Raw genomic sequence first — 20598 nt, 5'->3', positions numbered from 1 at the left:
CGGCGGGGCGGGAGCGGGTTCACGCGCCGAACGCCCGGGACACCGAGTAGATCAGCAGGCCCGCCAGGGCGCCGACCACCGTGCCGTTGATACGGATGAACTGCAGGTCACGGCCGATGTGGGCCTCGATCTTGCGGGAGGTGTGCTCGGCGTCCCAGCCCGCCACCGTGTCGGTGATCAGTGAGGTGATCTCGGTCCGGTAGTTGGTGACGACGTACACGACCGCGCCCTCGATCCAACCCTCCACCTTGTCCTGGAGCCGGATGTCCGTGGCCAGCCGCGTCCCCAGGGACATCAGCGAGGAGCGGACCCGCAGCCGCAGCTCGCTCTGCTCGTCCTCCGCGGCCGAGATGATCAGCGAGCGGATCGCGGACCAGGCGGAGGCGATGACGTCCTGGATCTCGCCGCGCGCCAGCAGCTCGGACTTGAGCCGCTCGACCCGGGCGCGGGTCTCGGTGTCCGACTGCAGGTCGGCGGCGAAGTCCGTCAGGAAGCGGTCCACCGCCCCGCGCGCCGGATGCTGGGGCATGTCCCGCATCTCCGTGACGAAGCGGAGCAGCTCCTTGTACACCCGGTCGCCGATCTTGCGGTCCACGAACCGCGGGGTCCAGCCGGGCGCGCCGCCCTGCACCGCGTCCATCACCGACTGCCCGTGCGTCACCAGCCAGTCGTGGACCTTCGCGCACACCAGGTCGACGGCGCGGTGGTGGCCGCCGTCCTCGACCACCCGCTGCAGGGTCTTGCCGAGGCCCGGCGCGATCTCGACGGCCTCGGCGCGCCGGGTGATCGCCTCGCCGACGACGGCCTGTACGTCGGCGTCGCGCAGCACGGTCAGCGCTCCGCGCAGGGCGGTGGCCAGTTCCGCGGTGACCCGCTCGGCGTGCGCGGGCTCCGCCAGCCAGGCGCCGAGGCGTCCGCCGATGCCGAGGGAGCGCAGGCGGGCCCGGACCACGTCGGAGGAGAGGAAGTTCTCGCCGACGAACTCTCCGAGGGAGATGCCGAGCTGGTCCTTCTTCGTCGGGATGATCGCCGTGTGCGGGATGGGCAGGCCGAGGGGGCGCCGGAACAGGGCGGTGACGGCGAACCAGTCCGCCAGTGCGCCGACCATGCCGGCTTCGGCGGCGGCCGCGACGTAGCCGGCCCAGCCGCCGGCGCCCCAGGCGTGCTGGGCGTACTTGGCCAGTACGTAGACCAGTGCGACCAGGACCAGCAGGCCGGTCGCGGTGGCCTTCATCCGGCGGACGCCGTGGCGGCGCTCCTCGTCGGCGGCGCTGAAGAGGAAGCCGCCGGTGTCCGCTCCCGCTCGGGGTGGCAGGGGCGGTGGGGCGGCGCCTGCGTCGGTGTTGCGGTGGTCCACGTGGTCCTGCCTTCTCCGGGGGCGCCGGTTTCGTCTGCACAGCATCCGACTATCGGGAGGCGCGAGGAGTTCCCGGCACGCCGGTCCCCTGCGGGGAGCTGCGGGTGGGGCCGGGCTCGGCTGGCCCTGACCTGCCCGTTCGGCTGCGCCGCGGCCTGGCCGGTGACCGTGGCGGGGGCCGGCTGCGCCTCGCCTGGCCCTTGCCCAGGTGCGGGGCGGACATGCGGCGGTCGGCTGCGCCGCGGCTTGGCCGGTGACCTTGCGGGTTCGGCTGCGCCCGGCGTGGCCCTTGGCTCTGTGTGGGGCGGGTCGTGCAGGCGGCTTGCTGGATGGGGCGGTCCGCGGCGCCCCTCCGGGGTGTCTCCTCGGCTCGCGCACGAAGCCCCGTCGGATACTGCCGACCCAGGTTGCGCGCTCGTCCTGCGGGGACCCCCCTACGCGGCCCCGCTCCCCTCCACCCGGCGTTGCCGCAGCCGCACCGTGGGGTGGGGACACGGCGGAGGGTCCCCGCAGGACGAGCGCACCACCCGGGTCCGGCCTGCGCAGCCGTGGCTTCGTGCGCGAGCCGAGGAGATCCTCCGGCGGGGCACCGCCCCGCAGCTTCCGAAGCCGCACCGTGGGGTGGGGGCACGGCGGAGGGTCCCCGCAGGACGAGCGCACCACCCGGGTCCGGCCCGCGCAGCCGTGGCTTCGTGCGCGAGCCGAGGAGATCCTCCGGCGGGGCACCGCCCCACACCCACACACGGTCAAGCCCCGCAGGGCCCGGCCGAGGAGATCCTCCGGCGGGGCACCACCCCACCCCCCGACCCGGCCAAGCCCCCGCAGGGCCCGGCCGAGGAGATCCTCCGCCGGGGCACCGCCCCACACCCCGGCCCCGCCAAGGGCCCGCCCCGCCCCGCTACAGGTGTTTGTGGAGGCGGCCCGGTGGGTCGTGGGGGTTTTTGGGGGGCTTGACCTTGACCTCCACACCGCCCCAGAACGCCAGGCCCGTCACGACCACGCGGGGAGCGCCCGGTTCCCGCGGGCCCGGGGTGTCGCGCTGGTCGAAGGCCCCCATCAGCCCGAAGCCCCGTACCTCGACCTCCACGCCCGGCGGCACGGTGATCTCGATGCCGCCCATGATCGCGACGCAGTTGATCACCACCTCCCGCTCCGCGAAGTTCGCCTCGCGCAGGTCCAGCTCGCCGCCGCCCCAGAACGCCACCGCGTCGAACCGAGCGGGCACCGTCCACGCGCCTTTGCGCTGGAACGCCGACATGACCGCGACCCCGGCCGAGGACGTCGCCCGGCCGCCGATCCGGGCGGGCCACGACGCCCCCGAGGTCGTCACCGGCGCCGCGAGCGGATGCGGCGACGGGACCCCGGCCGGCGGCAGGTCCCGCGTCAGCGGTTCCAGTTCGGCGTACGTGCGTGACCTGTACGCCGCCTCCAGCCGCTCCTCGAACTCCTCCATGTCGAGCCGGCCCTCGGCGAGGGCGTCCCGCAGACGCTCCGCCACCCGGTCCCGGTCGGCATCGGACGCCCTCAGCTCCGGCAACGGCTTCTCCGGCCGCTCGTCACTCATGCGGACCAGCCTATGCAGGGAACTCCGGGAGTTGTACGCCTTCGGCCCCGACCGGGTCTCCGGGTTGCCCCTGATTTACCCCCGCCCCGCATACATCCGCGCGATCACGTCCTCGATGTCCGGCTCGCGGACCGACAGGTCCAGCAGCGGATACCGCGCCGCCACCGCCGCGACCAGCGGCGCGGCCGACTCCCCCGCCGGGAACGCCAGCCACTGCCTGGGCCCGTCCACCCTCACCACCCGCGCGCCCGCCACCTCGATCGGCCCGAGCTCCCGCTCCAGGTCGACCACCAGGGTCCGCTCGCTCTCCCCCGCCGGCCCCGCCGCGTGCAGTCCGGCCAGCGGACCGTCGTACATCAGCCGCCCGTGGTCGATGACCACCACCCGCTCGCACAGCTGCTCGATGTCCTGGAGGTCGTGCGTGGTCAGCAGCACCGTCGTGCCGAGCTCCGCGTTCAGCTGCCGCAGGAACCCCCGCACCTTCGCCTTGCTCACCACGTCGAGCCCGATCGTCGGCTCGTCCAGGTACAGCACGTCCGGATCGTGCAGCAGCGCCGCCGCGATGTCCCCGCGCATCCGCTGCCCCAGCGACAACTGCCGTACGGGGACGTCCAGCAGCTCGGCCAGGTCCAGCCGCTCCACGCAGCGCTCCAGGTTCTCCTCGTACCGCGCCCGCGGGATGCGGTACATGCGCCGCATCAGGCCGTAGGAGTCCTTCAGCGGCAGGTCCCACCACAGCGTCGTGCGCTGCCCGAACACCACCCCGATGCGGTGCGCGAGCCGCATCCGCTCCCGCGCCGGGTCGATGCCCGCGACCCTCAGCCGGCCCCCGCTCGGGGTGAGGATGCCGGTCAGCATCTTGATCGTGGTCGACTTGCCGGCGCCGTTGGGCCCGATGCAGCCGACCATTTCGCCCCGCGCCACCTCGAAGCTGAGCCCGTCCACCGCCCTGACCTGCCGTTTCTCACGCCGCATCAGGCCCACCCGGCGCCGTACCCCGAAGACCTTCTCGACCCCGTCCAGCGAGATCAGCACATCCGCCACAGCCACGACTAGCTCCCCGTGCTCCGGTACGAACGGACACCCGCGCGCCACGCCAGCGACGCGGGCAGGAACACCACGAAGGCCACCGGCGCGCTCAGGTACGCGACCCAGCCCGGCAGCCCCAGCGGGTCGGGCCGGCCCAGCAGGTGCAGCGCCGGCAGCCAGTTGACGAAGGCCAGCGGGACGATGAAGGTCACTCCCCGCAGCAGGTCCTTCGCGAAGATCGTCGGCGGGTACTGGAGCATCGCGTTCCCCCCGTAGGTGAAGGAGTTCTGCACCTCCGCCGCGTCCCCGGCGACGAACTGGAACGCCGCCCCGGCCACCATCACCGCCCCGAAGATCGCCGCCCCGGCCAGGATCATCACCGGCACCAGCAGCACCTTCCCCACCGACCAGTCCACCGGCAGCACCGACACCGCCCAGCCCAGCACCACCAGCCCCTGCGCGATGCGCCCCAGCCGGCGCAGCGCGAACCGGTCCGCCGCGACCTGCGCGAGGAGCGGGACCGGCCGCACCAGCATGGTGTCGAGCGAACCGTCGCGCACGCGCAGGCCGATCCGGTCGGTGTTGCCGAGCAGCAGGTCGGCCAGGCCGAGCGAGGCCGAGCAGGAGCCGTACAGCAGGGCGATCTCGGGCAGCGTGAAGCCGCCCAGCGCGTCCACGTGCCGGAACATGATCCAGATGGCGACGAAGTCGAGCAGCTGGATGGCCGCGTTGCCGAAGACCGAGAGGAGGAAGGAGGTGCGGTACGTCATCGTCGCCCGGACCCACATCCCGACGATCAGGCGGTAGCCGCGCAGCCCCTCCCGCACCCGGCCCCGCCCGGGCACCTCCCACGCCGCGCACTCCCGCCCGGTGGACTGCCGCCCGGTGAACTCCCGTCCCGCGCCCTCCCGCCCGGCCGGCACCCGCCCCCCGACCGGCCCCGCGAACCGCCCCGCGACCGCCGCCTCCGCCCCATCCGGCCCGGGCCCCCGCTCCGGATCCCGCTCCGCCACCGCCTCCGCCTCAGCCACCCTGGACCACCACCTTCCGCGTCGCCGCCGACTGCACCAGCCGCCCCGCTCCCAGCAGTACGCACGCCCACCCCGCCTGGAACCCCAGCGCCCCGGCCGCGTTCCCGGCCCCCGTGTGCTTGCCCAGCAGCACGTCCAGCGGCACCTGGAGCATCGCCGCCCACGGCAGCATCCGCACCAACTCCCCGAACCCGCCCGGGAACACGGTCAGCGGCAGCAGCACCCCGGAGAAGAACACCGTGACGACCTGCGCCATCAGATTGATCCCGGACCCGTCCATCAACCAGAACGCGGCCAGCCCCAGCAGGTAGCGCAGCGCGAAGCTCACCACCAGCCCCAGCACGACCGCGGCCAGGAACAGCAGCCAGCGCACCGGATCGGCGGGCAGCGCCAGCCGGAAGGCCACCGCCCCCGCCGCCAGCGGAACCACCCCGCGCCCGGCCAACTGGAAGGCGGCCCGGCCCAGATCGGCCGCCAGCCACCACATCTGGAGATCGGCCGGCCGGTACAGGTCGACCGCGATGTCACCCGTACGGACCCGCTCCTGGAACGTCTCCTGGAACCCGCCCCCGATCAGCGCCCCGGCGGCGAGCAGCGACTGGCTGACCCATACGAAGGTCAGGGCCTGCGCCTGGTCGTAGCCGCCGAGCCCGGGCCGCTCGTCCCACAGGGCGATGTACGTGTACGCGAGGATGAAACCGAACACGGTGTTCGTGAACACCCCGGCCGCGGTGGCCGTCCCGTAGGCGGCGTACCGCCGGAACCCGCCCGCCGCCACGGCCAGGTAGAGACCCGCTCGCTGCAGCACCGTTTCCCTCCCTCTGCCGGGTCGTTCCTCCGTGGGCCAAAGCGCGCGAGCTTAGTGCGGAGGGGCGAGCCACGCGACCGGTTTATACCCGTCCGGAGCGGAACGGGCGGCCAATCGGGTAGACACCATGGGGTACAGAAGTGGATATTCCGTACGGCGTCGAGGAGCCCTGGAGATGAGCGACCAGTCACCACCACCGGGCTGGACCCCTCGCGACCCGGACACCCCCGACGGACCGCACCATCCGCAGCCACGCCCGGGAGCCGGGCCCACCGATCCCGGGCCGCGACCCGGACCCGGACCGCGCCCGGGCGAGAAGGCCCGCCGCGGACGGACCGGATGGCGCCGCCTCCTGCCCACCTGGCGCATGGCGCTGGGCGCCGTCCTGCTCCTCGCCCTGCTGCTCGGCGGAGCCCTGATCGCCGGCTACCTCCTGGTGGACATCCCGCCGGCCAACGCCGCCGCGACCGCCCAGTCCAACGTCTACCTCTACTCCGACGGCACCCAGCTCGCCCGCGACGGCGAGGTCGACCGCGTCAACGTGCCCCTCTCGCAGATCCCGCTGACCGTCCAGGAAGCCGTACTGGCCGCGGAGGACCGGGACTTCCACTCCGAACGGGCGGTGGACCCGAAGGCGATGCTCCGCGCCGCCTGGAACACCGCCACCGGCAAGGGAACCCAGTCGGGCTCGACGATCACCCAGCAGTACGTCAAGAACTACTACTTGGGCCAGGAGCAGACGATCAAGCGGAAGGTCAAGGAGTTCTTCATCGCGGTCAAACTCGGCCGCGAGAAGTCCAAGGCCTACATCCTCGAGGGATACCTGAACACCAGCTACTTCGGTCGCAACGCCTACGGCGTCCAGGCCGCCTCCCAGGCCTACTACGGCAAGGACGTCGGCCGGCTCACCACCGCCGAGGGCGCCTACCTCGCCACCCTCCTCAACTCCCCCAGCGCCTTCGACGTCGTCTCCCACCCCCAGGGCCGGACCCGCGCCCTCGCCCGCTGGAACTACGTACTCGACGGCATGGTCAAGAAGGGCTGGCTGCCCGCCGCCGAACGCGCCGCCACACCCTTCCCGGAACCGGGCAAGGTCCGCGCCGCCGCCGGGCTGTCCGGCCAGCGCGGCTACCTCGTCGAGGCCGTCAAGGACCACATCGTCGACAACGGGATCCTCGACGACAAGACCCTCGCCGAGGGCGGCTACCGCATCACCACCACCATCGACAGGCGCCGCCAGAACGACTTCGTCGAGGCCGTCGACGACCAGATGGCCGGCAGGCTCGACCCGCAGAAGCGCACGGCGGACCGGGTGGTGCGCGCCGGCGGGGTCTCCATCGACCCGGCCACCGGCAAGGTCGTCGCCATGTACGGCGGCATCGACTACACCAAGCAGTACGTGAACAACGCGACCCGGCACGACTACCAGGTCGCCTCCACCTTCAAACCGTTCGTCTTCGCCGCCGCCGTCGAGAACGACTCCCGCACCCAGGACGGCCGCCGGATCACCCCCCACACCGTCTACAACGGTGACAACCGGCGCCCCGTCGTCGGCGGCCGGGTCCGCTTCGCCCCGGAGAACGAGGGGCAGGTCTCCTACGGGAACATCACCGTGAACACCGCCACCGACCTCTCCGTGAACGCCGTGTACGCGCAGATGGCGGTCGACGTCGGAACCCTCAAGGTCAAGCAGACGGCCGTCGCCCTCGGCATCCCCGAGAACACCCCCAACTTCGACCCCGGCCCCGCCATGGCGCTCGGCACCCTGCAGGCCAGCGTCCTGGACATGACGCAGGCGTACGCGACCCTCGCGGACCACGGCCGGCGCACCCCCCACACCTTCCTGGAGAAGATCACCAAGGAGGACGACACCATCCCCCTGCCCGAGCGCACCACCACCCAGGCCGTCAGCCGCGAGGCCGCGGACACCACCACCTCCATGCTGATCAGCGTCGTCGACAACGGCACCGGCACGGCGGCCCTCGCCGCCGGCCACCCGGCCGCCGGCAAGACCGGGACCGGCGAACTCGACCGCTCCGCCTGGTTCGCCGCGTACACCCCGAACCTGGTCACGGTGGTGGCCATGATGGGCCAGGACCCGGACACCGGGGCCCTGGAGTCGCTGTACAACGCCCTCGGGGAGTCCCGCATCGGCGGAGGCGGCTACCCGGCCCGCATCTGGGCCGCCTACACCAAGAGCGCCCTGGAGGGCACCGACCCCGTCGACTTCGACCTGGAACTGCAGCCGGGCGCGGCCGAGCCGCCGCCGCCGGACGTCGAGTCGGAGGCACCGCAGGAGACGGCGCCGGGCGAACCCACCCGGACCCCTCCCGGCCGGCCGAACCGCCCGACCCGGCCGAACCCGACGAACGGCCAGAACCAAGGGGGCCAGAACCAAGGGGGCCAGGACAACGGCGGCCAGAACCAGGGCGGCCAGGACAACGGTGGGCAGAACCAGGGAGGGCAGGACAACGGGGGCCGGAACCAGGGAGGCCAGGACAACGGCGGCACCACACGCGGCGATCAGGGCGAGACGTCGCCGGGCAGCCAAGCGGGCACCTCACAGGGCACCGGCCAGGGCGCGACCCAAGGCGCCGACGCGGGCGCGGTGGGAGGTCAGCGTCCGCCGTCGGCGTTCCTCGAATAGCCGGGGCCGCCTGCCCCGGCCGCTCGTCCAGGGGCCGGCCCGGCCTGATCCGATCTAGTGGCCGGAGGTCGCCTTCAGCCCCACCACGGCGACCAGCAGCAGGCAGATGAAGAAGATCCGCGCGGCGGTGACGGGGTCACCCAGCACCACCATCCCGAGCACGGCCGCACCGGCCGCACCGATGCCCACCCACACCCCGTACGCGGTCCCGATGGGCAGGGTCTTCGCCGCGTAGGACAGCAGCACCATGCTGGCGACGATCCCGGCGCCCGTGAACACGCTCGGCCACAGCCGGGTGAAACCGTCGGTGAACTTCATGCCGATCGACCAGCCGACTTCGAGCAGACCGGCGAGAAGGAGCAGGACCCAGGCCATGACGGCACCTCCGAGACATCGAGCGGTACGGGTGCGTCGTCTTGTCGTACCCGGTACGGCGCGTCTCGTCGGGGTCGCCTCCAACCGTAGCAAAGGGCAGCGAAAAGGGCTGGTGACCTGGGCCACCAGCCCGTAACGCGCCACGCGGTCAGCGCCTCGGAGGCGTCCCGGCCCTCAGAGGTACAGGCCGGTGGAGTCCTTCGACCCCTCGAGCCGCTCGGCGGCCACCGCGTGCAGGTCCCGCTCGCGCATCAGCACGTACGTCGCACCCCGCACCTCGACCTCGGCCCGGTCCTCCGGGTCGTACAGCACCCGGTCACCGGGCTCCACGCTGCGGACGTTCTGCCCGACCGCGACCACCTCCGCCCAGGCCAGCCGCTTGCCGACCGCGGCCGTCGCCGGGATGAGGATGCCGCCGCCGGAACGGCGTTCACCCTCCGGGAGGTCGGACTTCACGAGCACGCGGTCGTGCAGCATCCGGATGGGCAGCTTGTCGTCGGTGGTGTTCTCGCTCACGCCACGAACCTACCTGTCCCCGCCCGGCCCGCGCCGCCCAGGGTCATCAGCGCTTGCGGCGCGCCGAGACCACCAGCAGCCCGACCACACCGGCCGCCACCAGCACGACGGGCACGATCCGCCCGATGCGCGGGGCCCCGTCGTCGTGGCGCAGGCCGGCCTTGGCGTCGGTCACGAACCGGTTCACCGCCACGTAGGCCCGTCCGGCGGTCTGGTCGACCGTGGAGGCGACCCTGGCCTTCGCATCCCCCATGATCGTCTTCGGGTGCATGCGCACGCCGATCTCGTCGAGCGTCTCGGCGAGCTGCTCGCGGCGGCGGACGATGTCCGCCTCGATCTGTGCGGGGGTCCTTGCTTCCGGCACCGCGCTGCCTCCGTCGTCGTGGTCCTGTGGGGGCGTAGTCCGCCGTGGACAGTCTGTCAGCTTAGTCTCGTGCACGTACCGATCCCCTCGTGAGGAGACTGCCGACATGAGCGAGCGACTTCAGCCGGGCGACACCGCCCCCGCCTTTTCCCTGCCCGACGCGGACGGCAACGAGGTCTCGCTGGCCGCCCGCAAGGGCCGCAAGGTGATCGTCTACTTCTACCCCGCCGCGCTGACGCCGGGCTGCACGAAGCAGGCCTGTGACTTCACGGACAACCTGGACGCGCTGGCCACGGCCGGTTACGACGTCATCGGCGTGTCGCCGGACAAGCCGGAGAAGCTGGCGAAGTTCCGCGAGAAGGAGAACCTGAAGGTCACGCTGGTCGGCGACCCCGGCAAGGAGACGCTGGCCGCGTACGGCGCCTACGGCGAGAAGAAGCTGTACGGCAAGACGGTGACGGGCGTGATCCGCTCGACGGTGGTCGTGGACGAGGAGGGCAAGGTCGAGCACGCCTTCTACAACGTCAAGGCGACGGGGCACGTAGCCAAGATCATCAAGGACCTGGGCATCTGACCACCCCCTCCCGGCACGCAGCGACCCGCACCCGATCGGTGCGGGTCGCTCCGCTTGTCCTGCACGCCGCTGTTGCCTCTTCCCACTCGCCGGCAGAGACTCTCCGACACCTGGGTAGAAGACCCTCCACCAGCATGAACGAGGTACTCAGGCCGGGGATCCGCGAGGACGGCCGGCCCACGGCCCACTTCCTCGGGCAAGGCCCATCACCGCGGCAAGCCGGGGCGCGCTACTACCGGAGCGGCCACCGGGGTTCTCGTCCGACACGACGGGACTCGTCGCACACGCACCCCATCTGTCACGCAGTCACCAGCACCTGGTGCAGGGGCGGGCGCAGAACTCGTCGGACGCGGGGAAACCGATCTCCACTCACCGTGTGGGCGCAGTAGAGTGTCCTTGGTTTGCGCCCGTACGCCAAGGGCTGAGCGGCGATCTTTAGGTGGTCGTGTCTGTCGGTTCGAATCCGACCGGGCGCACCAAGTCGACAGGGGCCGGCCTTCCGTTTCTCGGAAGGCCGGCCCCTGTGCCGTCAGCCCAGCAGGTCGCGCAGGACCGGCACCAGGGCTCGGAAGGCCTGGCCTCGGTGGGAAATGGCGTTCTTCTCCGCCGGGGTGAGCTCCGCGCAGGTGCGGGTTTCGCCAAGGGGCTGGAGGATCGGGTCGTAGCCGAAGCCGCCCGTGCCCGACGGGGTGTGCCGCAGGGTGCCCAGGAGGCGACCCTCGACGACGCGTTCGGTGCCGTCCGGCAGGGCCAGGGCCGCCGCGCAGGCGAAGTGGGCGCCGCGGTGCTCGTCGGCGATGTCGCCGAGCTGGGCCAGGAGCAGCTCGAGGTTCGCGGCGTCGTCGCCGTGGCGGCCGGCCCAGCGGGCGGAGAAGATGCCGGGGGCGCCGTGGAGGACGTCCACGCACAGCCCGGAGTCGTCGGCGACGGCCGGCAGGCCGGTGGCGCGGGCGAGGGCGTGGGCCTTGAGGAGGGCGTTCTCGGCGAAGGTGACGCCGGTTTCCTTGACGTCGGGGATCTCGGGGTACGCGTCCGCGCCGACCAGCTCGTGCGGCAGGCCGGCGTCGGACAGGATGGCGTGGAGCTCGGAGATCTTGCCCGCGTTGCGGGTCGCGAGGATCAGGCGGGTCATGGTCACCGATTATGGCCTGCCGGCGGCGGGGGTCAGCCCGGGGTGCAGACCTTGGAGATCTCGGTGGCGGCGTCGGCGACGGGCTGGATGTCGGGGGTGGCGTCGCCGTTCTGGATGGCGTCGCGGACGTTCTTCACCGCGGTGTTCATCGAGTCGATGGCCTTGCCGAGGTCGGTGTTGTCCGTCTGGTCGCCGATCTTCTTGAGGTTCTGCTCGATCTGGTCGAGTGCGTTCTGGGCGTCCTGGGGGCTGTTGCCGGCCTGGGAGACGGCCTGCTGGAGGTCGTTCGCGCCGTCCGTGATGGCCACTGCCGTGTTCGCGCAGTCCATGGCGGTGGAGATCGCGTCGCAGGAGGTGAGGGCGGGTATGGCGAGCGCCGCGGCGAGTGCGACGGCGGCGATGCGGCGCCTGGACGGGGACGTGGAGTTGGGCTTGGGCTCGGTGGTGTGCTTCATCAGGTCCCCCGGGGGTTGGATGCGTGGACGGGCGCACGGTTGTGACACCGTGCGCCCGTACAGGGATGGACGCGGATCCGCGCGCCGCGGTTGCCGGCTGGAACGGCGGGCGGCCGGGTGGAGCGGCCGGGCCGAGTCGGTGGGCGTGGCCGCCTGCGGCCGGGCCGGCTCCACAGGACATGGCCGCCCGCGGCCCGGCCGGCGCCGGGAGGCGGGGCGCGCCGCCTACAGGCCGAGTGCGCTCCGCTGGATGGCTTCGAGGTCGGCGCAGCCGCCTGCCGCGAGGTCGAGGAGGGCGTTGAGTTCCTTGCGGTCGAAGGGCTCGCCCTCGGCGGTGCCCTGGACCTCGACGAAGCGCCCGTCGCCGGTGCAGACGATGTTCATGTCAGTCTCGGCGCGCACGTCCTCCTCGTAGCAGAGGTCGAGGAGGGGGACGCCGTCGACGATGCCGACGCTGACGGCGGCGACGGTGCCGGTGAGGGGTTTGCGGCCGGCCTTGATGAGCTTCTTCTGCTGGCCCCAGGCGACGGCGTCGGCGAGGGCGACGTAGGCGCCGGTGATGGCGGCGGTGCGGGTGCCGCCGTCGGCCTGGAGGACGTCGCAGTCCAGGACGATGGTGTTCTCGCCGAGGGCCTTGTAGTCGATGACGGCGCGCAGGGAGCGGCCGATGAGGCGGGAGATCTCGTGGGTGCGGCCGCCGATCTTGCCCCGGACGGATTCGCGGTCGCCGCGGGTGTTGGTCGAGCGGGGCAGCATCGAGTACTCGGAGGTGACCCAGCCTTCGCCGCTGCCCTTGCGCCAGCGCGGGACGCCTTCGGTGAAGGAGGCGGTGCAGAAGACCTTGGTGTCTCCGAAGGAGATGAGGACGGAGCCCTCGGCGTGCTTGCTCCATCCGCGTTCGATGGTGACCGGGCGGAGCTGTTCGGGCGTACGGCCGTCGATGCGAGACATGGTGGCGAGCCTAGTCCCTGTGGGGGCAGCGCGAGGACCCCGTCCGGAGGGGTCCGGGGCGGGGTCCGTGGCGGGTGGTGAGCGGGGGTGAGCCGGTGGGCTCAGCTCACATCATGTCTTCGATCTCGCCGGCGATCGGGTCGGCGTCGGTGCCGATGACGACCTGGATCGCGGTGCCCATCTTGACGACGCCGTGGGCGCCGGCGGCCTTCAGGGCGGCCTCGTCGACCAGGCCGGCGTCGTGGACTTCGGTGCGCAGGCGGGTGATGCAGCCTTCGACCTCTTCGATGTTGTCGATGCCGCCGAGCCCGGCGACGATCTTCTCAGCCTTGGTGGCCATGTGTTTCTCCCTGAGTGTTTCGAAGAACGGGTCTCGGCGCCCGGTGCGCGGGCTGGAGCCCGCACGGTCCGCTTTGTCACGGTAACGCACGGTTGGCCCAGCTAGGCGGGCGCGTGACCGCTGCCTGCCGAATCATGACGATCAGCAGCAGTCTGCCCACAACTGGTCTACACCAGTGTGCCGCACGTGCTGCGACTGCCAAAACGGGGCCGGTCAGGAGGATGCGATGAGCGCGAGCAGCGCCGCGGCGAAGCCACGCGGGCAGTGGTGGGGCGGCTTGTTCCAGGGGCTGCAGAAGATGGGCCGCAGCTTGCAGCTGCCGATCGCCGTGCTGCCGGCGGCGGGGATCCTCAACCGCCTGGGCCAGCCGGACGTGTTCGGCAAGGACGGTCTGGACTGGACGGGCCTGGCCAATGTGATCGCGGGCGCGGGTGGCGCGCTGCTCGACCCCGACCTCGGACTGCCGCTGCTGTTCTGCATCGGTGTCGCGATCGGCATGGCGAAGAAGGCGGACGGTTCGACGGCGCTGGCGGCGGTGGCGGGTTTCCTGGTCTACCGGGGGGTGCTGCACGCCTTCCCCAAGGAGTGTCCGCCGGGGACGAAGGACATCGGGGGCGGCTGCCTGACGGCGACGGACACCTTCCAGGGGTTCACCTACCAGAATCCGGGGGTGTTCGGCGGCATCGTGATGGGCCTGCTGGCGGCCTGGTTCTGGCAGCGCTACCACCGGGTGAAGCTGGTGGACTGGCTGGGCTTCTTCAACGGGCGCCGGCTGGTCCCGATCATCATGTCGTTCGTCGCCATCGCCTTCGCGGTGCTGTGCCTGTGGGTCTGGCCGCCGGTGGGCAACGCGCTGGAGAGCTTCTCCGACTGGCTGACCGGGCTGGGCGAGTGGGGCGCGGGGATCTTCGGCGTGGCGAACCGGGCGCTGCTGGTGATCGGGCTGCACCAGTTCCTGAACGTGCCGATGTGGTTCCAGTTCGGCTCGTACACCACGCCGGACGGGAAGACGGTCAACGGCGACATCAACATGTTCCTGAACGGGGACCCGGAGGCGGGCCTGTTCCTGTCCGGGTTCTTCCCCATCATGATGTTCGCCCTGCCGGCGGCGGCGCTGGCGATCACGCACTGCGCGAAGCCGCTGCGCCGCAAGGAGGTCGGGGGGCTGATGCTGTCGGTGGCCCTGACCTCGTTCGTCACGGGCATCACCGAGCCGCTGGAGTACTCGTTCCTGTTCGTGGCGCCCGCGCTGTACGCGGTGCACGCGGTGCTGACGGGTGTGTCGATGGCGGTGACGTGGGCGCTGGGCGTGCACGACGGGTTCAGTTTCTCGGCGGGCCTGATCGACTACGTCATCAACTGGAACCTGGCGACCAAGCCGTGGCTGATCGTTCCGATCGGGCTGGGTTTCGCGGTCGTCTACTACGCGGTGTTCCGCTTCGCGATCACGAAGTTCGACATCAAGACGCCGGGTCGGGAGTCGGACGAGGAGATCGAGGAGATGCGGAAGGAGAACACGAAGGCGTAGGCGCGGGCGCGGCGGTCGCCGCCGGCCGCGGGGCCGCGCCTTTCGGGCGGCCCGGGCCGGCCCCGGCCGGGCCGGGCCGTTCGGCCATGTGGTGCGAGCCCTCGGATCTGCGGATCCGGGGGCTTCGGTCGTGTCCGCGGGGGCGGATCGGCGGGTGCGGGGCGGGCCGGAAGCCCGTGTGGTGTAGACCACAGGAAATCGAAGGTTCCTTATCTATCCCTCACCGTGTTACAACTGGTCTACACCACGCATTGGTGTAGACCACGCGGGCCTGTCTTGCGCTCGCGTACCCCCTTTCTGAGACGCCGCCGTCTCCCTTTTCCCCTTGGCGGCGCCTTGCCCACTGGAGGAAGTTGTGACCACGGCTGCCGCCCCCGCGGCTGAGAAGAAGAAGGGCGCTGGCGTGATGGCCGTCATGCAGCGCATCGGCCGGAGCCTGATGCTCCCCGTCGCCGTGATGCCCGCCGCCGCCCTCCTGGTCCGCTTCGGCCAGGACGACATGCTGGCGCGCGCTTCGTTCCCCGACTTCGTCCAGAAGCTCGCCGGGTACATGGCCGCCGGCGGCGACGCGATCCTCGGCAACATGGCGCTGCTCTTCTGCGTCGGCATCGCGATCGGCTTCGCCAAGAAGTCGGACGGCTCGACCGCGCTGGCGGCCGTGGCCGGATACCTCGTCTTCCAGAAGGTGCTCGCCACCTTCACCGACGGCAACCTCCCGAAGGTCGCCAAAGTCGCGGGTGACAAGATCGTCCACGTCGACGCCCCGGTCAACGCCGGCGTGCTCGGCGGCGTGGTGATGGGCATCGTCGTCGCCCTGCTGTACCAAAAGTTCTACCGGACCAAGCTGCCGGACTGGGCGGGCTTCTTCGGCGGCCGCCGCCTCGTCCCGATCCTGTCCTCCTTCGCGGGCCTGGCCATCGGCATCCTCTTCGGTCTGATCTGGCCCGTCCTCGGCACCCTGCTCCACAACTTCAGCGAGTGGCTGGTCGGCTCCGGCGCCGTCGGCGCGGGCATCTTCGGTGTCGCCAACCGCGCCCTCATCCCGATCGGCATGCACCACCTGCTCAACTCCTTCCCGTGGTTCCAGGCCGGCACGTACTCCGACGCCGGTACCGACTACCACGGCGACATCGCCCGCTTCCTGCACGGCGACCCGACGGCCGGCCAGTTCATGACCGGCTTCTTCCCGATCATGATGTTCGCCCTCCCGGCGGCCTGCCTCGCGATCACTCACGCCGCCCGCCCCGAGCGCCGCAAGGTCGTCGGCGGCATGATGTTCTCCCTCGCGCTCACCGCCTTCGTCACCGGTGTGACCGAGCCGATCGAGTTCACCTTCATGTTCATCGCCCCGGTGCTCTACGCGATCCACGCGGTCCTTACCGGTGTGTCCATGGCCCTGACCTGGGCCCTCGGCATGAAGGACGGCTTCGGCTTCTCCGCGGGAGCGGTCGACTACCTGCTGAACCTCGGTAAGGCCACCAACCCCCTGGGGCTCGCCGTCGTCGGTCTCTGCTTCGCCGCGCTGTACTACGTGATCTTCCGCGTCGCGATCACGAAGTTCAACATCCCCACCCCGGGCCGCGAGTCCGACGAGGAGCTCGCCGAGCTGGCCAAGGCCGAGGCGAAGTAAGCCCCGCCCCGCGCGAAAACAAGGTCCGAAGCCCCCGTCCTTCCTTCCGAAGGACGGGGGCTTCGGCCTGTCCGCGCCGCATAGCGTGGAAACCATGACAGCGCATTCTCGACCTGGACCGTGACCAGCTCGCCGCCCTGCGCGGCCGCGCCCTGACCGGGGCGGTGGCCGCCGCCGAGGGGCGCACGATGGTCGCCGAGGTGTTCGCCGAGCGCGCCGCGCTCTCCCCGCACCCGGACGGCCGCGGCGTGCACAACGCCGAGCTGGTGGCGGCCTTCGGCGGACATTGTCGTCCTGAACCTCATCGAGCAGGCCTGGGACGGGGGCCAAGGAGGCGGGGTTCGACGCGCACCACTTCGGGGACTCGTACCTTCCCGGCATGTGCGATCCGGAGGGGATGTACGCCTACTCGGTCGCGATACGCGGCCGCCGGCACACGTGGAACCGGATGGCCCTCGGCGGCCGGCAATCCCGCGCCGCCACCGGCTAGCCGTCTAGATCTCGTACACGGCGCCGGGGCGGGCCAGTTCGACGGGGCCGTCGTAGACCGCGCGGGCGTCGGCGAGGTTCTGCCGGGCGTCCGTCCACGGCGGGATGTGCGTCAGAACGAGCCGGCCGGCCCGGGCGTCCCGGGCGTACTGTCCGGCCTCGCGGCCGTTGAGGTGGAGGCCGGGGATGTCCTCCTTGCCGTGGGTGAAGGACGCCTCGCACAGGAAGAGGTCGGTGCCCTCGGTGAGGAGGCCGAGCTCGGGACAGGTCCCGGTGTCGCCGGAGTAGGTGAGCGTGCGGCCGCCGTGCTCGACGCGGATGCCGTACGACTCGACGGGGTGGCTGACCCGTTCGGTGCGGACCTGGAAGGGGCCGATCTCGAAGGTGCCGGACTTCAGCGTGCGGAAGTCGAAGACCTCGCTCATCGAGCGCTCGTCGGGGACGTCGTCGTAGGCGGTGGTCAGGCGCTTCTCGGTGCCGTCGGGGCCGTAGACGGGGATGGTGCCGCAGCGGCCGCCCTCGTGCCGGTAGAAGCGGGCGACGAAGTAGGCGCACATGTCGATGCAGTGGTCGGCGTGCAGGTGGCTCAGGAAGATCGCGTCGAGGTCGTACAGACCGATGTGGCGCTGGAGGTCGCCGAGGGCGCCGTTGCCCATGTCGAGGAGCAGCCGGAAGCCGTCGGCCTCGACGAGGTAGCTCGAGCAGGCCGATTCCGCGGACGGGAACGAGCCGGAGCAGCCGACGACGGTGAGCTTCATGGAGCGTGAACCTCCGTGGACGGTCCGTGGACGGAATGCGGGCCGTGCGTGGGTCGAGCGTAAGGCGCGAAACGACCGGTCGCTCCTCCGCGGCGGGCCGTTGTGGGGGGAATCACCTGCGCTGTCACCCGGGGGAGCGACGGCGGGCACGGGCGTTGCCGCACGTTGCCATGCCGGGGCGTTCCCGCACGGCTACGGTCGAAACATGGACACGTCCTGGTGGCCCGCGGTGGCCGCGGTCGTGGCCGTGGCGGTGGTGGCGCTGTCCGGGCTGGTCGCGGGCAGGCGGCTGGGGCTGCCCAGCGAGGCCAGGCCGGTTGCCGCGCGGGGTCCTGGGCCGCCGCCGCGGCCCCGGGCGGGTGAGCTGTGGTACCTGGCGGACGGCCGGGCGTGCCTGGTGCTGGCGGTCGGGCAGGTGCGGGGGCACCGGGCGCGGGTGGCGTGGATCAGTTCGAAGTACGACGACCGGCGGGCCGGGGTGATTCCGCTGCCGCCGGGGACGGTGGGGGCGCGGGGCCGGACGGCGTTCCTGGAGGCGGACCGGCCGCAGGAGGTGTCGCTGTGGGAGTTCGCCAGGCGGGTGGGGATGCTGGATCCGGTGGTGTGGGACGAGGTCAAGGGCCTGGGGGGCGGGCGGTGAGGCGGGCGGCGGTCCGCGTGCGGCGGGTCTACGACGCTCCGGAGCCGGGGGCGGACGGGGTCCGGGTGCTGGTGGACCGGTTGTGGCCGCGGGGGGTGTCGAAGGAGGCGGCCGCAGTGGACCGGTGGCCGCGGGCGGTCACTCCGTCCGCAGAGCTGCGGACGTGGTTCCACGCGGGCGGTTCGGCCGCGGAGTTCCGGCGGCGCTACGCGGCGGAGCTGGCGGAGCCGGAGGCGGCGGCCGAGCTGGAGCGACTGCGGGAGCTGGCGGCGGCCGGGCCGGTGACGCTGCTGACCGCGGTGAGGGAGCCGGCCTCCGGTCACGCGGCGGTCCTGGCGGAGCTGCTGGGCGGTGAGGGGGCGGCTGGGAGCGGGTGAGCGCCGCGGGCCGGGGCGCCGTGAGGCGTCCCGGCCCGCGGCGGCCGATGGTGACTCAGGGTGTGCGGAGGGCGTCGTGGGTGCCGTAGGTGCGGTCGGAGCACAGGGCCCAGATGATGAACACGCCGATGGCGATGCAGATCAGGGACCAGAAGGGCTGATAGGGCAGCCACAGGAAGTGCAGGATGATCATGAGGCCGGTCAGGGCGATGCCGAGGGCCCGGCCCCAGGTCGTGCCCTTCAGGACGGCGATGCCGACGATCACGACGATGATGCCCAGGATCAGGTGGATCCAGCCCCAGGACGTCAGGTCGAACTTGAAGGTGTAGCCGCGGACCCGCCAGATGACGTCGTCCTTGGCGAGGGCGGCGATGCCCTCCAAGATCGCGAACACGCCGTTGATCATCATCAGGACGGCGGCGAACAGCACGCCTCCGGATGCCCAGGCGGAGCCGCCACCGGGTGGGGGCGTCGTACGGGGCGTGCCGGAAGCCGCGGGGTTGGGAGTGGTCGTCATCGAGCCACCACCCTCTCTGTGGGGTCGGTCGGGCAGGTCCAGCGTCCGCCCGTACCGCCGTCCCGGCGACTTCACAGGGCCGTTCGGGTGACGTCCGCCGGGCGGGGCCGCGGCCCCGCCCCCTCGAAACGGCCTCGGCCCCGTCCCCTCGAAAACGGCCGCCCCGCTCCCCCGGGGAAGGGGAGACGGGGCGGGAACCGTGCGTGGGGGCGGGGAGCCGGGCTACGCCCAGAGCTGGCCCTGGAGGACCTCGATGGCCTCTTCGGTGGTGGCGGCGGTGTAGACGCCCGTCGACAGGTACTTCCAGCCGCCGTCGGCCACGACGAACACGATGTCGGCGCTCTCGCCCGCGGCGACCGCCTTGCGGCCCATGCCGATCGCGGCGTGCAGCGCGGCCCCGGTGGAGACGCCCGCGAAGATGCCCTCCTGCTGGAGGAGTTCGCGGGTGCGGGTGACCGCGTCGGCCGAGCCCACCGAGAAGCGGGTGGTGAGCACGGAGGCGTCGTACAGCTCGGGGACGAAGCCCTCGTCGAGGTTCCGCAGGCCGTACACCAGGTCGTCGTACCGCGGCTCCGCAGCGACGATCTTGATTGCGGGCACGTTCTCGCGCAGGTAGCGGCCGACGCCCATCAGGGTGCCGGTCGTGCCCAGGCCCGCCACGAAGTGCGTGATGGAGGGCAGGTCGGCGAGGATCTCCGGACCCGTGGTGGCGTAGTGGGCGCCGGCGTTGTCCGGGTTGCCGTACTGGTAGAGCATCACCCAGTCCGGGTGCTCGGCCGCCAGTTCCTTGGCGACCCGCACCGCGGTGTTGGACCCGCCCGCCGCCGGCGACGAGATGATCTCGGCTCCCCACATCGCCAGCAGGTCGCGCCGCTCCTGCGAGGTGTTCTCCGGCATCACGCAGACGATGCGGTAGCCCTTGAGCTTGGCCGCCATCGCCAGGGAGATCCCGGTGTTGCCCGAGGTGGGCTCCAGGATCGTGCAGCCGGGGTACAGCCGGCCGTCCTTCTCCGCCTGCTCGACCATGTGGAGCGCCGGGCGGTCCTTGATCGAGCCGGTGGGGTTGCGGTCCTCGAGCTTCGCCCAGATGCGGACGTCCTGCGAGGGCGACAGCCGGGGCAGCCGCACCAGCGGGGTGTTGCCCACGGCCGCCAGCGGGGAGTCGTAACGCATCAGGCAGCGCCGCCGGCCACGGCCGGGAGGATGGTGACGCTGTCGCCGTCCTTGAGCGCGGTGGAGATGCCGTCGAGGAAGCGGACGTCCTCGTCGTTGAGGTAGACGTTCACGAAGCGGCGCAGCTGGCCCGCGGACGCCTCGTCGACGAGTCGCTCCCGGATGCCCTTGTGCCGCGTCTCCAGGTCGGAGAAGAGGTCGGCGAGGGTGGCGCCCTCCCCGGAGACGGCCTTCTCGCCGTCGGTGTAGGTGCGGAGGATGGTGGGGATGCGGACCTCGATGGCCATGGCCGGCTCCAGTCGTGAGTGAGGGCGTGAGAACGTGTGGGCGCGCGGGTTCGTGG

The 20598-nt window shown here is 71.8% G+C and carries 22 protein-coding genes, 1 tRNA gene, 2 pseudogenes and 1 riboswitch; of the genes and pseudogenes, 9 read left to right on the top strand and 16 right to left on the bottom strand.

The window, feature by feature from the left end; all coding sequences use genetic code 11:
* Positions 1-19 precede the first annotated feature (19 nt).
* The 5 genes from AC07FY_RS27030 to AC07FY_RS27010 form a co-directional block, all read right to left on the bottom strand.
* Positions 20-1315: a DUF445 domain-containing protein gene (locus AC07FY_RS27030; protein ID WP_479011042.1), complete on the bottom strand. Its 1296-nt coding sequence runs from the start codon at positions 1313-1315 to the stop codon at positions 20-22.
* Positions 1316-2255: 940 nt separating this feature from the next.
* The gene (locus tag AC07FY_RS27025; protein ID WP_479010989.1) at positions 2256-2921 is read right to left on the bottom strand and encodes a DUF1707 SHOCT-like domain-containing protein; all 666 of its coding nucleotides are present in this window, start codon (positions 2919-2921) and stop codon (positions 2256-2258) included.
* A gap of 75 nt (positions 2922-2996) precedes the next feature.
* On the bottom strand, positions 2997-3971 hold the full coding sequence (locus tag AC07FY_RS27020; protein WP_479010987.1) for an ABC transporter ATP-binding protein: 975 nt from the start codon (positions 3969-3971) through the stop codon (positions 2997-2999).
* A gap of 2 nt (positions 3972-3973) precedes the next feature.
* Positions 3974-4795, bottom strand: a complete 822-nt coding sequence (locus AC07FY_RS27015; RefSeq protein WP_479011039.1) for an ABC transporter permease — start codon at positions 4793-4795, stop codon at positions 3974-3976.
* A gap of 178 nt (positions 4796-4973) precedes the next feature.
* Positions 4974-5789, bottom strand: coding sequence for an ABC transporter permease (locus AC07FY_RS27010; protein ID WP_479010984.1), 816 nt, complete (start codon positions 5787-5789; stop codon positions 4974-4976).
* A gap of 175 nt (positions 5790-5964) precedes the next feature.
* Between AC07FY_RS27010 and AC07FY_RS27005 the strand changes: the two genes are divergently transcribed.
* Positions 5965-8436 (top strand): transglycosylase domain-containing protein, encoded by a 2472-nt coding sequence (locus AC07FY_RS27005; protein WP_479010981.1) that lies wholly within the window; start codon positions 5965-5967, stop codon positions 8434-8436.
* Between the two features lie 54 nt (positions 8437-8490).
* Here AC07FY_RS27005 and AC07FY_RS27000 read toward each other — a convergent pair whose 3' ends face one another.
* The 3 genes from AC07FY_RS27000 to AC07FY_RS26990 form a co-directional block, all read right to left on the bottom strand.
* On the bottom strand, positions 8491-8811 hold the full coding sequence (locus AC07FY_RS27000) for a DMT family transporter (protein ID WP_479010978.1): 321 nt from the start codon (positions 8809-8811) through the stop codon (positions 8491-8493).
* Positions 8812-8841: 30 nt separating this feature from the next.
* Positions 8842-8907, bottom strand: a riboswitch (guanidine-III (ykkC-III) riboswitch).
* A gap of 78 nt (positions 8908-8985) precedes the next feature.
* Positions 8986-9327 carry a GroES family chaperonin gene (locus tag AC07FY_RS26995; RefSeq protein ID WP_479010975.1) on the bottom strand — a complete coding sequence of 114 codons (342 nt, stop codon included), beginning with the start codon at positions 9325-9327 and terminating at the stop codon, positions 8986-8988.
* A gap of 46 nt (positions 9328-9373) precedes the next feature.
* On the bottom strand, positions 9374-9691 hold the full coding sequence (locus AC07FY_RS26990; protein WP_479010972.1) for a DUF3618 domain-containing protein: 318 nt from the start codon (positions 9689-9691) through the stop codon (positions 9374-9376).
* A 106-nt stretch (positions 9692-9797) separates the two neighbouring features.
* Between AC07FY_RS26990 and bcp the strand changes: the two genes are divergently transcribed.
* Both bcp and AC07FY_RS26980 read left to right on the top strand, forming a co-directional pair.
* Positions 9798-10265 carry a thioredoxin-dependent thiol peroxidase gene (bcp, locus tag AC07FY_RS26985; protein ID WP_479010969.1) on the top strand — a complete coding sequence of 156 codons (468 nt, stop codon included), beginning with the start codon at positions 9798-9800 and terminating at the stop codon, positions 10263-10265.
* A gap of 403 nt (positions 10266-10668) precedes the next feature.
* Positions 10669-10744, top strand: a tRNA-Leu gene (locus AC07FY_RS26980).
* A gap of 50 nt (positions 10745-10794) precedes the next feature.
* Here AC07FY_RS26980 and rdgB read toward each other — a convergent pair.
* The 4 genes from rdgB to AC07FY_RS26960 form a co-directional block, all read right to left on the bottom strand.
* Entirely contained in the window at positions 10795-11397 is a 603-nt protein-coding gene (gene rdgB, locus AC07FY_RS26975; protein ID WP_479010966.1) for an RdgB/HAM1 family non-canonical purine NTP pyrophosphatase, read from the bottom strand.
* Between the two features lie 32 nt (positions 11398-11429).
* Positions 11430-11852 (bottom strand): hypothetical protein, encoded by a 423-nt coding sequence (locus AC07FY_RS26970; RefSeq protein ID WP_479010964.1) that lies wholly within the window; start codon positions 11850-11852, stop codon positions 11430-11432.
* 225 nt (positions 11853-12077) lie between these two features.
* Positions 12078-12803, bottom strand: coding sequence for a ribonuclease PH (rph, locus tag AC07FY_RS26965; protein ID WP_479010961.1), 726 nt, complete (start codon positions 12801-12803; stop codon positions 12078-12080).
* 106 nt (positions 12804-12909) lie between these two features.
* The gene (locus tag AC07FY_RS26960) at positions 12910-13233 is read right to left on the bottom strand and encodes a PTS sugar transporter subunit IIB (RefSeq protein ID WP_479010958.1); all 324 of its coding nucleotides are present in this window, start codon (positions 13231-13233) and stop codon (positions 12910-12912) included.
* A 136-nt stretch (positions 13234-13369) separates the two neighbouring features.
* Here AC07FY_RS26960 and AC07FY_RS26955 point away from each other — a divergent pair, with 136 nt between their 5' ends.
* The 4 genes and pseudogenes from AC07FY_RS26955 to AC07FY_RS26940 form a co-directional block, all read left to right on the top strand.
* On the top strand, positions 13370-14671 hold the full coding sequence (locus tag AC07FY_RS26955) for a PTS transporter subunit EIIC (RefSeq protein ID WP_479010955.1): 1302 nt from the start codon (positions 13370-13372) through the stop codon (positions 14669-14671).
* A 406-nt stretch (positions 14672-15077) separates the two neighbouring features.
* Complete coding sequence (locus AC07FY_RS26950) at positions 15078-16301, top strand: PTS transporter subunit EIIC (RefSeq protein ID WP_479011037.1); 1224 nt, start codon at positions 15078-15080, stop codon at positions 16299-16301.
* A gap of 104 nt (positions 16302-16405) precedes the next feature.
* Positions 16406-16570, top strand: a pseudogene (locus tag AC07FY_RS26945) (hypothetical protein); the annotation flags it as partial.
* Positions 16571-16638: 68 nt separating this feature from the next.
* Positions 16639-16791 (top strand): annotated as a pseudogene (locus AC07FY_RS26940) (DUF7916 family protein); the annotation flags it as partial.
* 4 nt (positions 16792-16795) lie between these two features.
* Here the strand turns inward: AC07FY_RS26940 and AC07FY_RS26935 are convergent.
* A complete protein-coding gene (locus tag AC07FY_RS26935) occupies positions 16796-17548 on the bottom strand; it encodes an MBL fold metallo-hydrolase (protein WP_479010952.1) in 753 nt (250 codons plus the stop codon).
* Between the two features lie 205 nt (positions 17549-17753).
* Between AC07FY_RS26935 and AC07FY_RS26930 the strand changes: the two genes are divergently transcribed.
* Both AC07FY_RS26930 and AC07FY_RS26925 read left to right on the top strand, forming a co-directional pair.
* Complete coding sequence (locus AC07FY_RS26930; RefSeq protein WP_479010949.1) at positions 17754-18188, top strand: hypothetical protein; 435 nt, start codon at positions 17754-17756, stop codon at positions 18186-18188.
* The gene (locus tag AC07FY_RS26925) at positions 18185-18565 is read left to right on the top strand and encodes a DUF488 domain-containing protein (protein WP_479010946.1); all 381 of its coding nucleotides are present in this window, start codon (positions 18185-18187) and stop codon (positions 18563-18565) included. The genes AC07FY_RS26930 and AC07FY_RS26925 overlap by 4 nt, the downstream gene beginning before the upstream one ends.
* Positions 18566-18620: 55 nt before the next feature.
* On the opposite strand, the gene AC07FY_RS26920 is transcribed toward AC07FY_RS26925, so the two are convergent.
* The 3 genes from AC07FY_RS26920 to AC07FY_RS26910 form a co-directional block, all read right to left on the bottom strand.
* The gene (locus AC07FY_RS26920; protein ID WP_479010943.1) at positions 18621-19082 is read right to left on the bottom strand and encodes a DUF7144 family membrane protein; all 462 of its coding nucleotides are present in this window, start codon (positions 19080-19082) and stop codon (positions 18621-18623) included.
* 222 nt (positions 19083-19304) lie between these two features.
* The gene (locus tag AC07FY_RS26915; RefSeq protein WP_479010940.1) at positions 19305-20255 is read right to left on the bottom strand and encodes a PLP-dependent cysteine synthase family protein; all 951 of its coding nucleotides are present in this window, start codon (positions 20253-20255) and stop codon (positions 19305-19307) included.
* Positions 20255-20542 (bottom strand): MoaD/ThiS family protein, encoded by a 288-nt coding sequence (locus tag AC07FY_RS26910; RefSeq protein WP_479010938.1) that lies wholly within the window; start codon positions 20540-20542, stop codon positions 20255-20257. The genes AC07FY_RS26915 and AC07FY_RS26910 overlap by 1 nt, the downstream gene beginning before the upstream one ends.
* Between the last annotated feature and the right edge of the window lie 56 nt (positions 20543-20598).

It is taken from the genome of Streptomyces sp. NPDC045967 (assembly GCF_056430495.1).
The sequence above is the reverse complement of the archived record's forward strand: the minus strand, read 5'-3'. Positions and strand labels throughout refer to the sequence as shown.

Coding starts and splice junctions, on each gene's coding strand:
- AC07FY_RS26955 (WP_479010955.1), top strand. CDS start 13,370: ATGAGCGCGAGCAGCGCCGCGGCGAAGCCACGCGGGCAGTGGTGGGGC.
- AC07FY_RS26935 (WP_479010952.1), bottom strand. CDS start 17,548: ATGAAGCTCACCGTCGTCGGCTGCTCCGGCTCGTTCCCGTCCGCGGAA.
- AC07FY_RS26970 (WP_479010964.1), bottom strand. CDS start 11,852: ATGAAGCACACCACCGAGCCCAAGCCCAACTCCACGTCCCCGTCCAGG.
- AC07FY_RS26930 (WP_479010949.1), top strand. CDS start 17,754: ATGGACACGTCCTGGTGGCCCGCGGTGGCCGCGGTCGTGGCCGTGGCG.
- bcp (WP_479010969.1), top strand. CDS start 9,798: ATGAGCGAGCGACTTCAGCCGGGCGACACCGCCCCCGCCTTTTCCCTG.
- AC07FY_RS27025 (WP_479010989.1), bottom strand. CDS start 2,921: ATGAGTGACGAGCGGCCGGAGAAGCCGTTGCCGGAGCTGAGGGCGTCC.
- AC07FY_RS27000 (WP_479010978.1), bottom strand. CDS start 8,811: ATGGCCTGGGTCCTGCTCCTTCTCGCCGGTCTGCTCGAAGTCGGCTGG.
- AC07FY_RS26915 (WP_479010940.1), bottom strand. CDS start 20,255: ATGCGTTACGACTCCCCGCTGGCGGCCGTGGGCAACACCCCGCTGGTG.
- rph (WP_479010961.1), bottom strand. CDS start 12,803: ATGTCTCGCATCGACGGCCGTACGCCCGAACAGCTCCGCCCGGTCACC.
- AC07FY_RS26950 (WP_479011037.1), top strand. CDS start 15,078: ATGGCCGTCATGCAGCGCATCGGCCGGAGCCTGATGCTCCCCGTCGCC.
- AC07FY_RS27005 (WP_479010981.1), top strand. CDS start 5,965: ATGAGCGACCAGTCACCACCACCGGGCTGGACCCCTCGCGACCCGGAC.
- AC07FY_RS26910 (WP_479010938.1), bottom strand. CDS start 20,542: ATGGCCATCGAGGTCCGCATCCCCACCATCCTCCGCACCTACACCGAC.
- AC07FY_RS26920 (WP_479010943.1), bottom strand. CDS start 19,082: ATGACGACCACTCCCAACCCCGCGGCTTCCGGCACGCCCCGTACGACG.
- rdgB (WP_479010966.1), bottom strand. CDS start 11,397: ATGACCCGCCTGATCCTCGCGACCCGCAACGCGGGCAAGATCTCCGAG.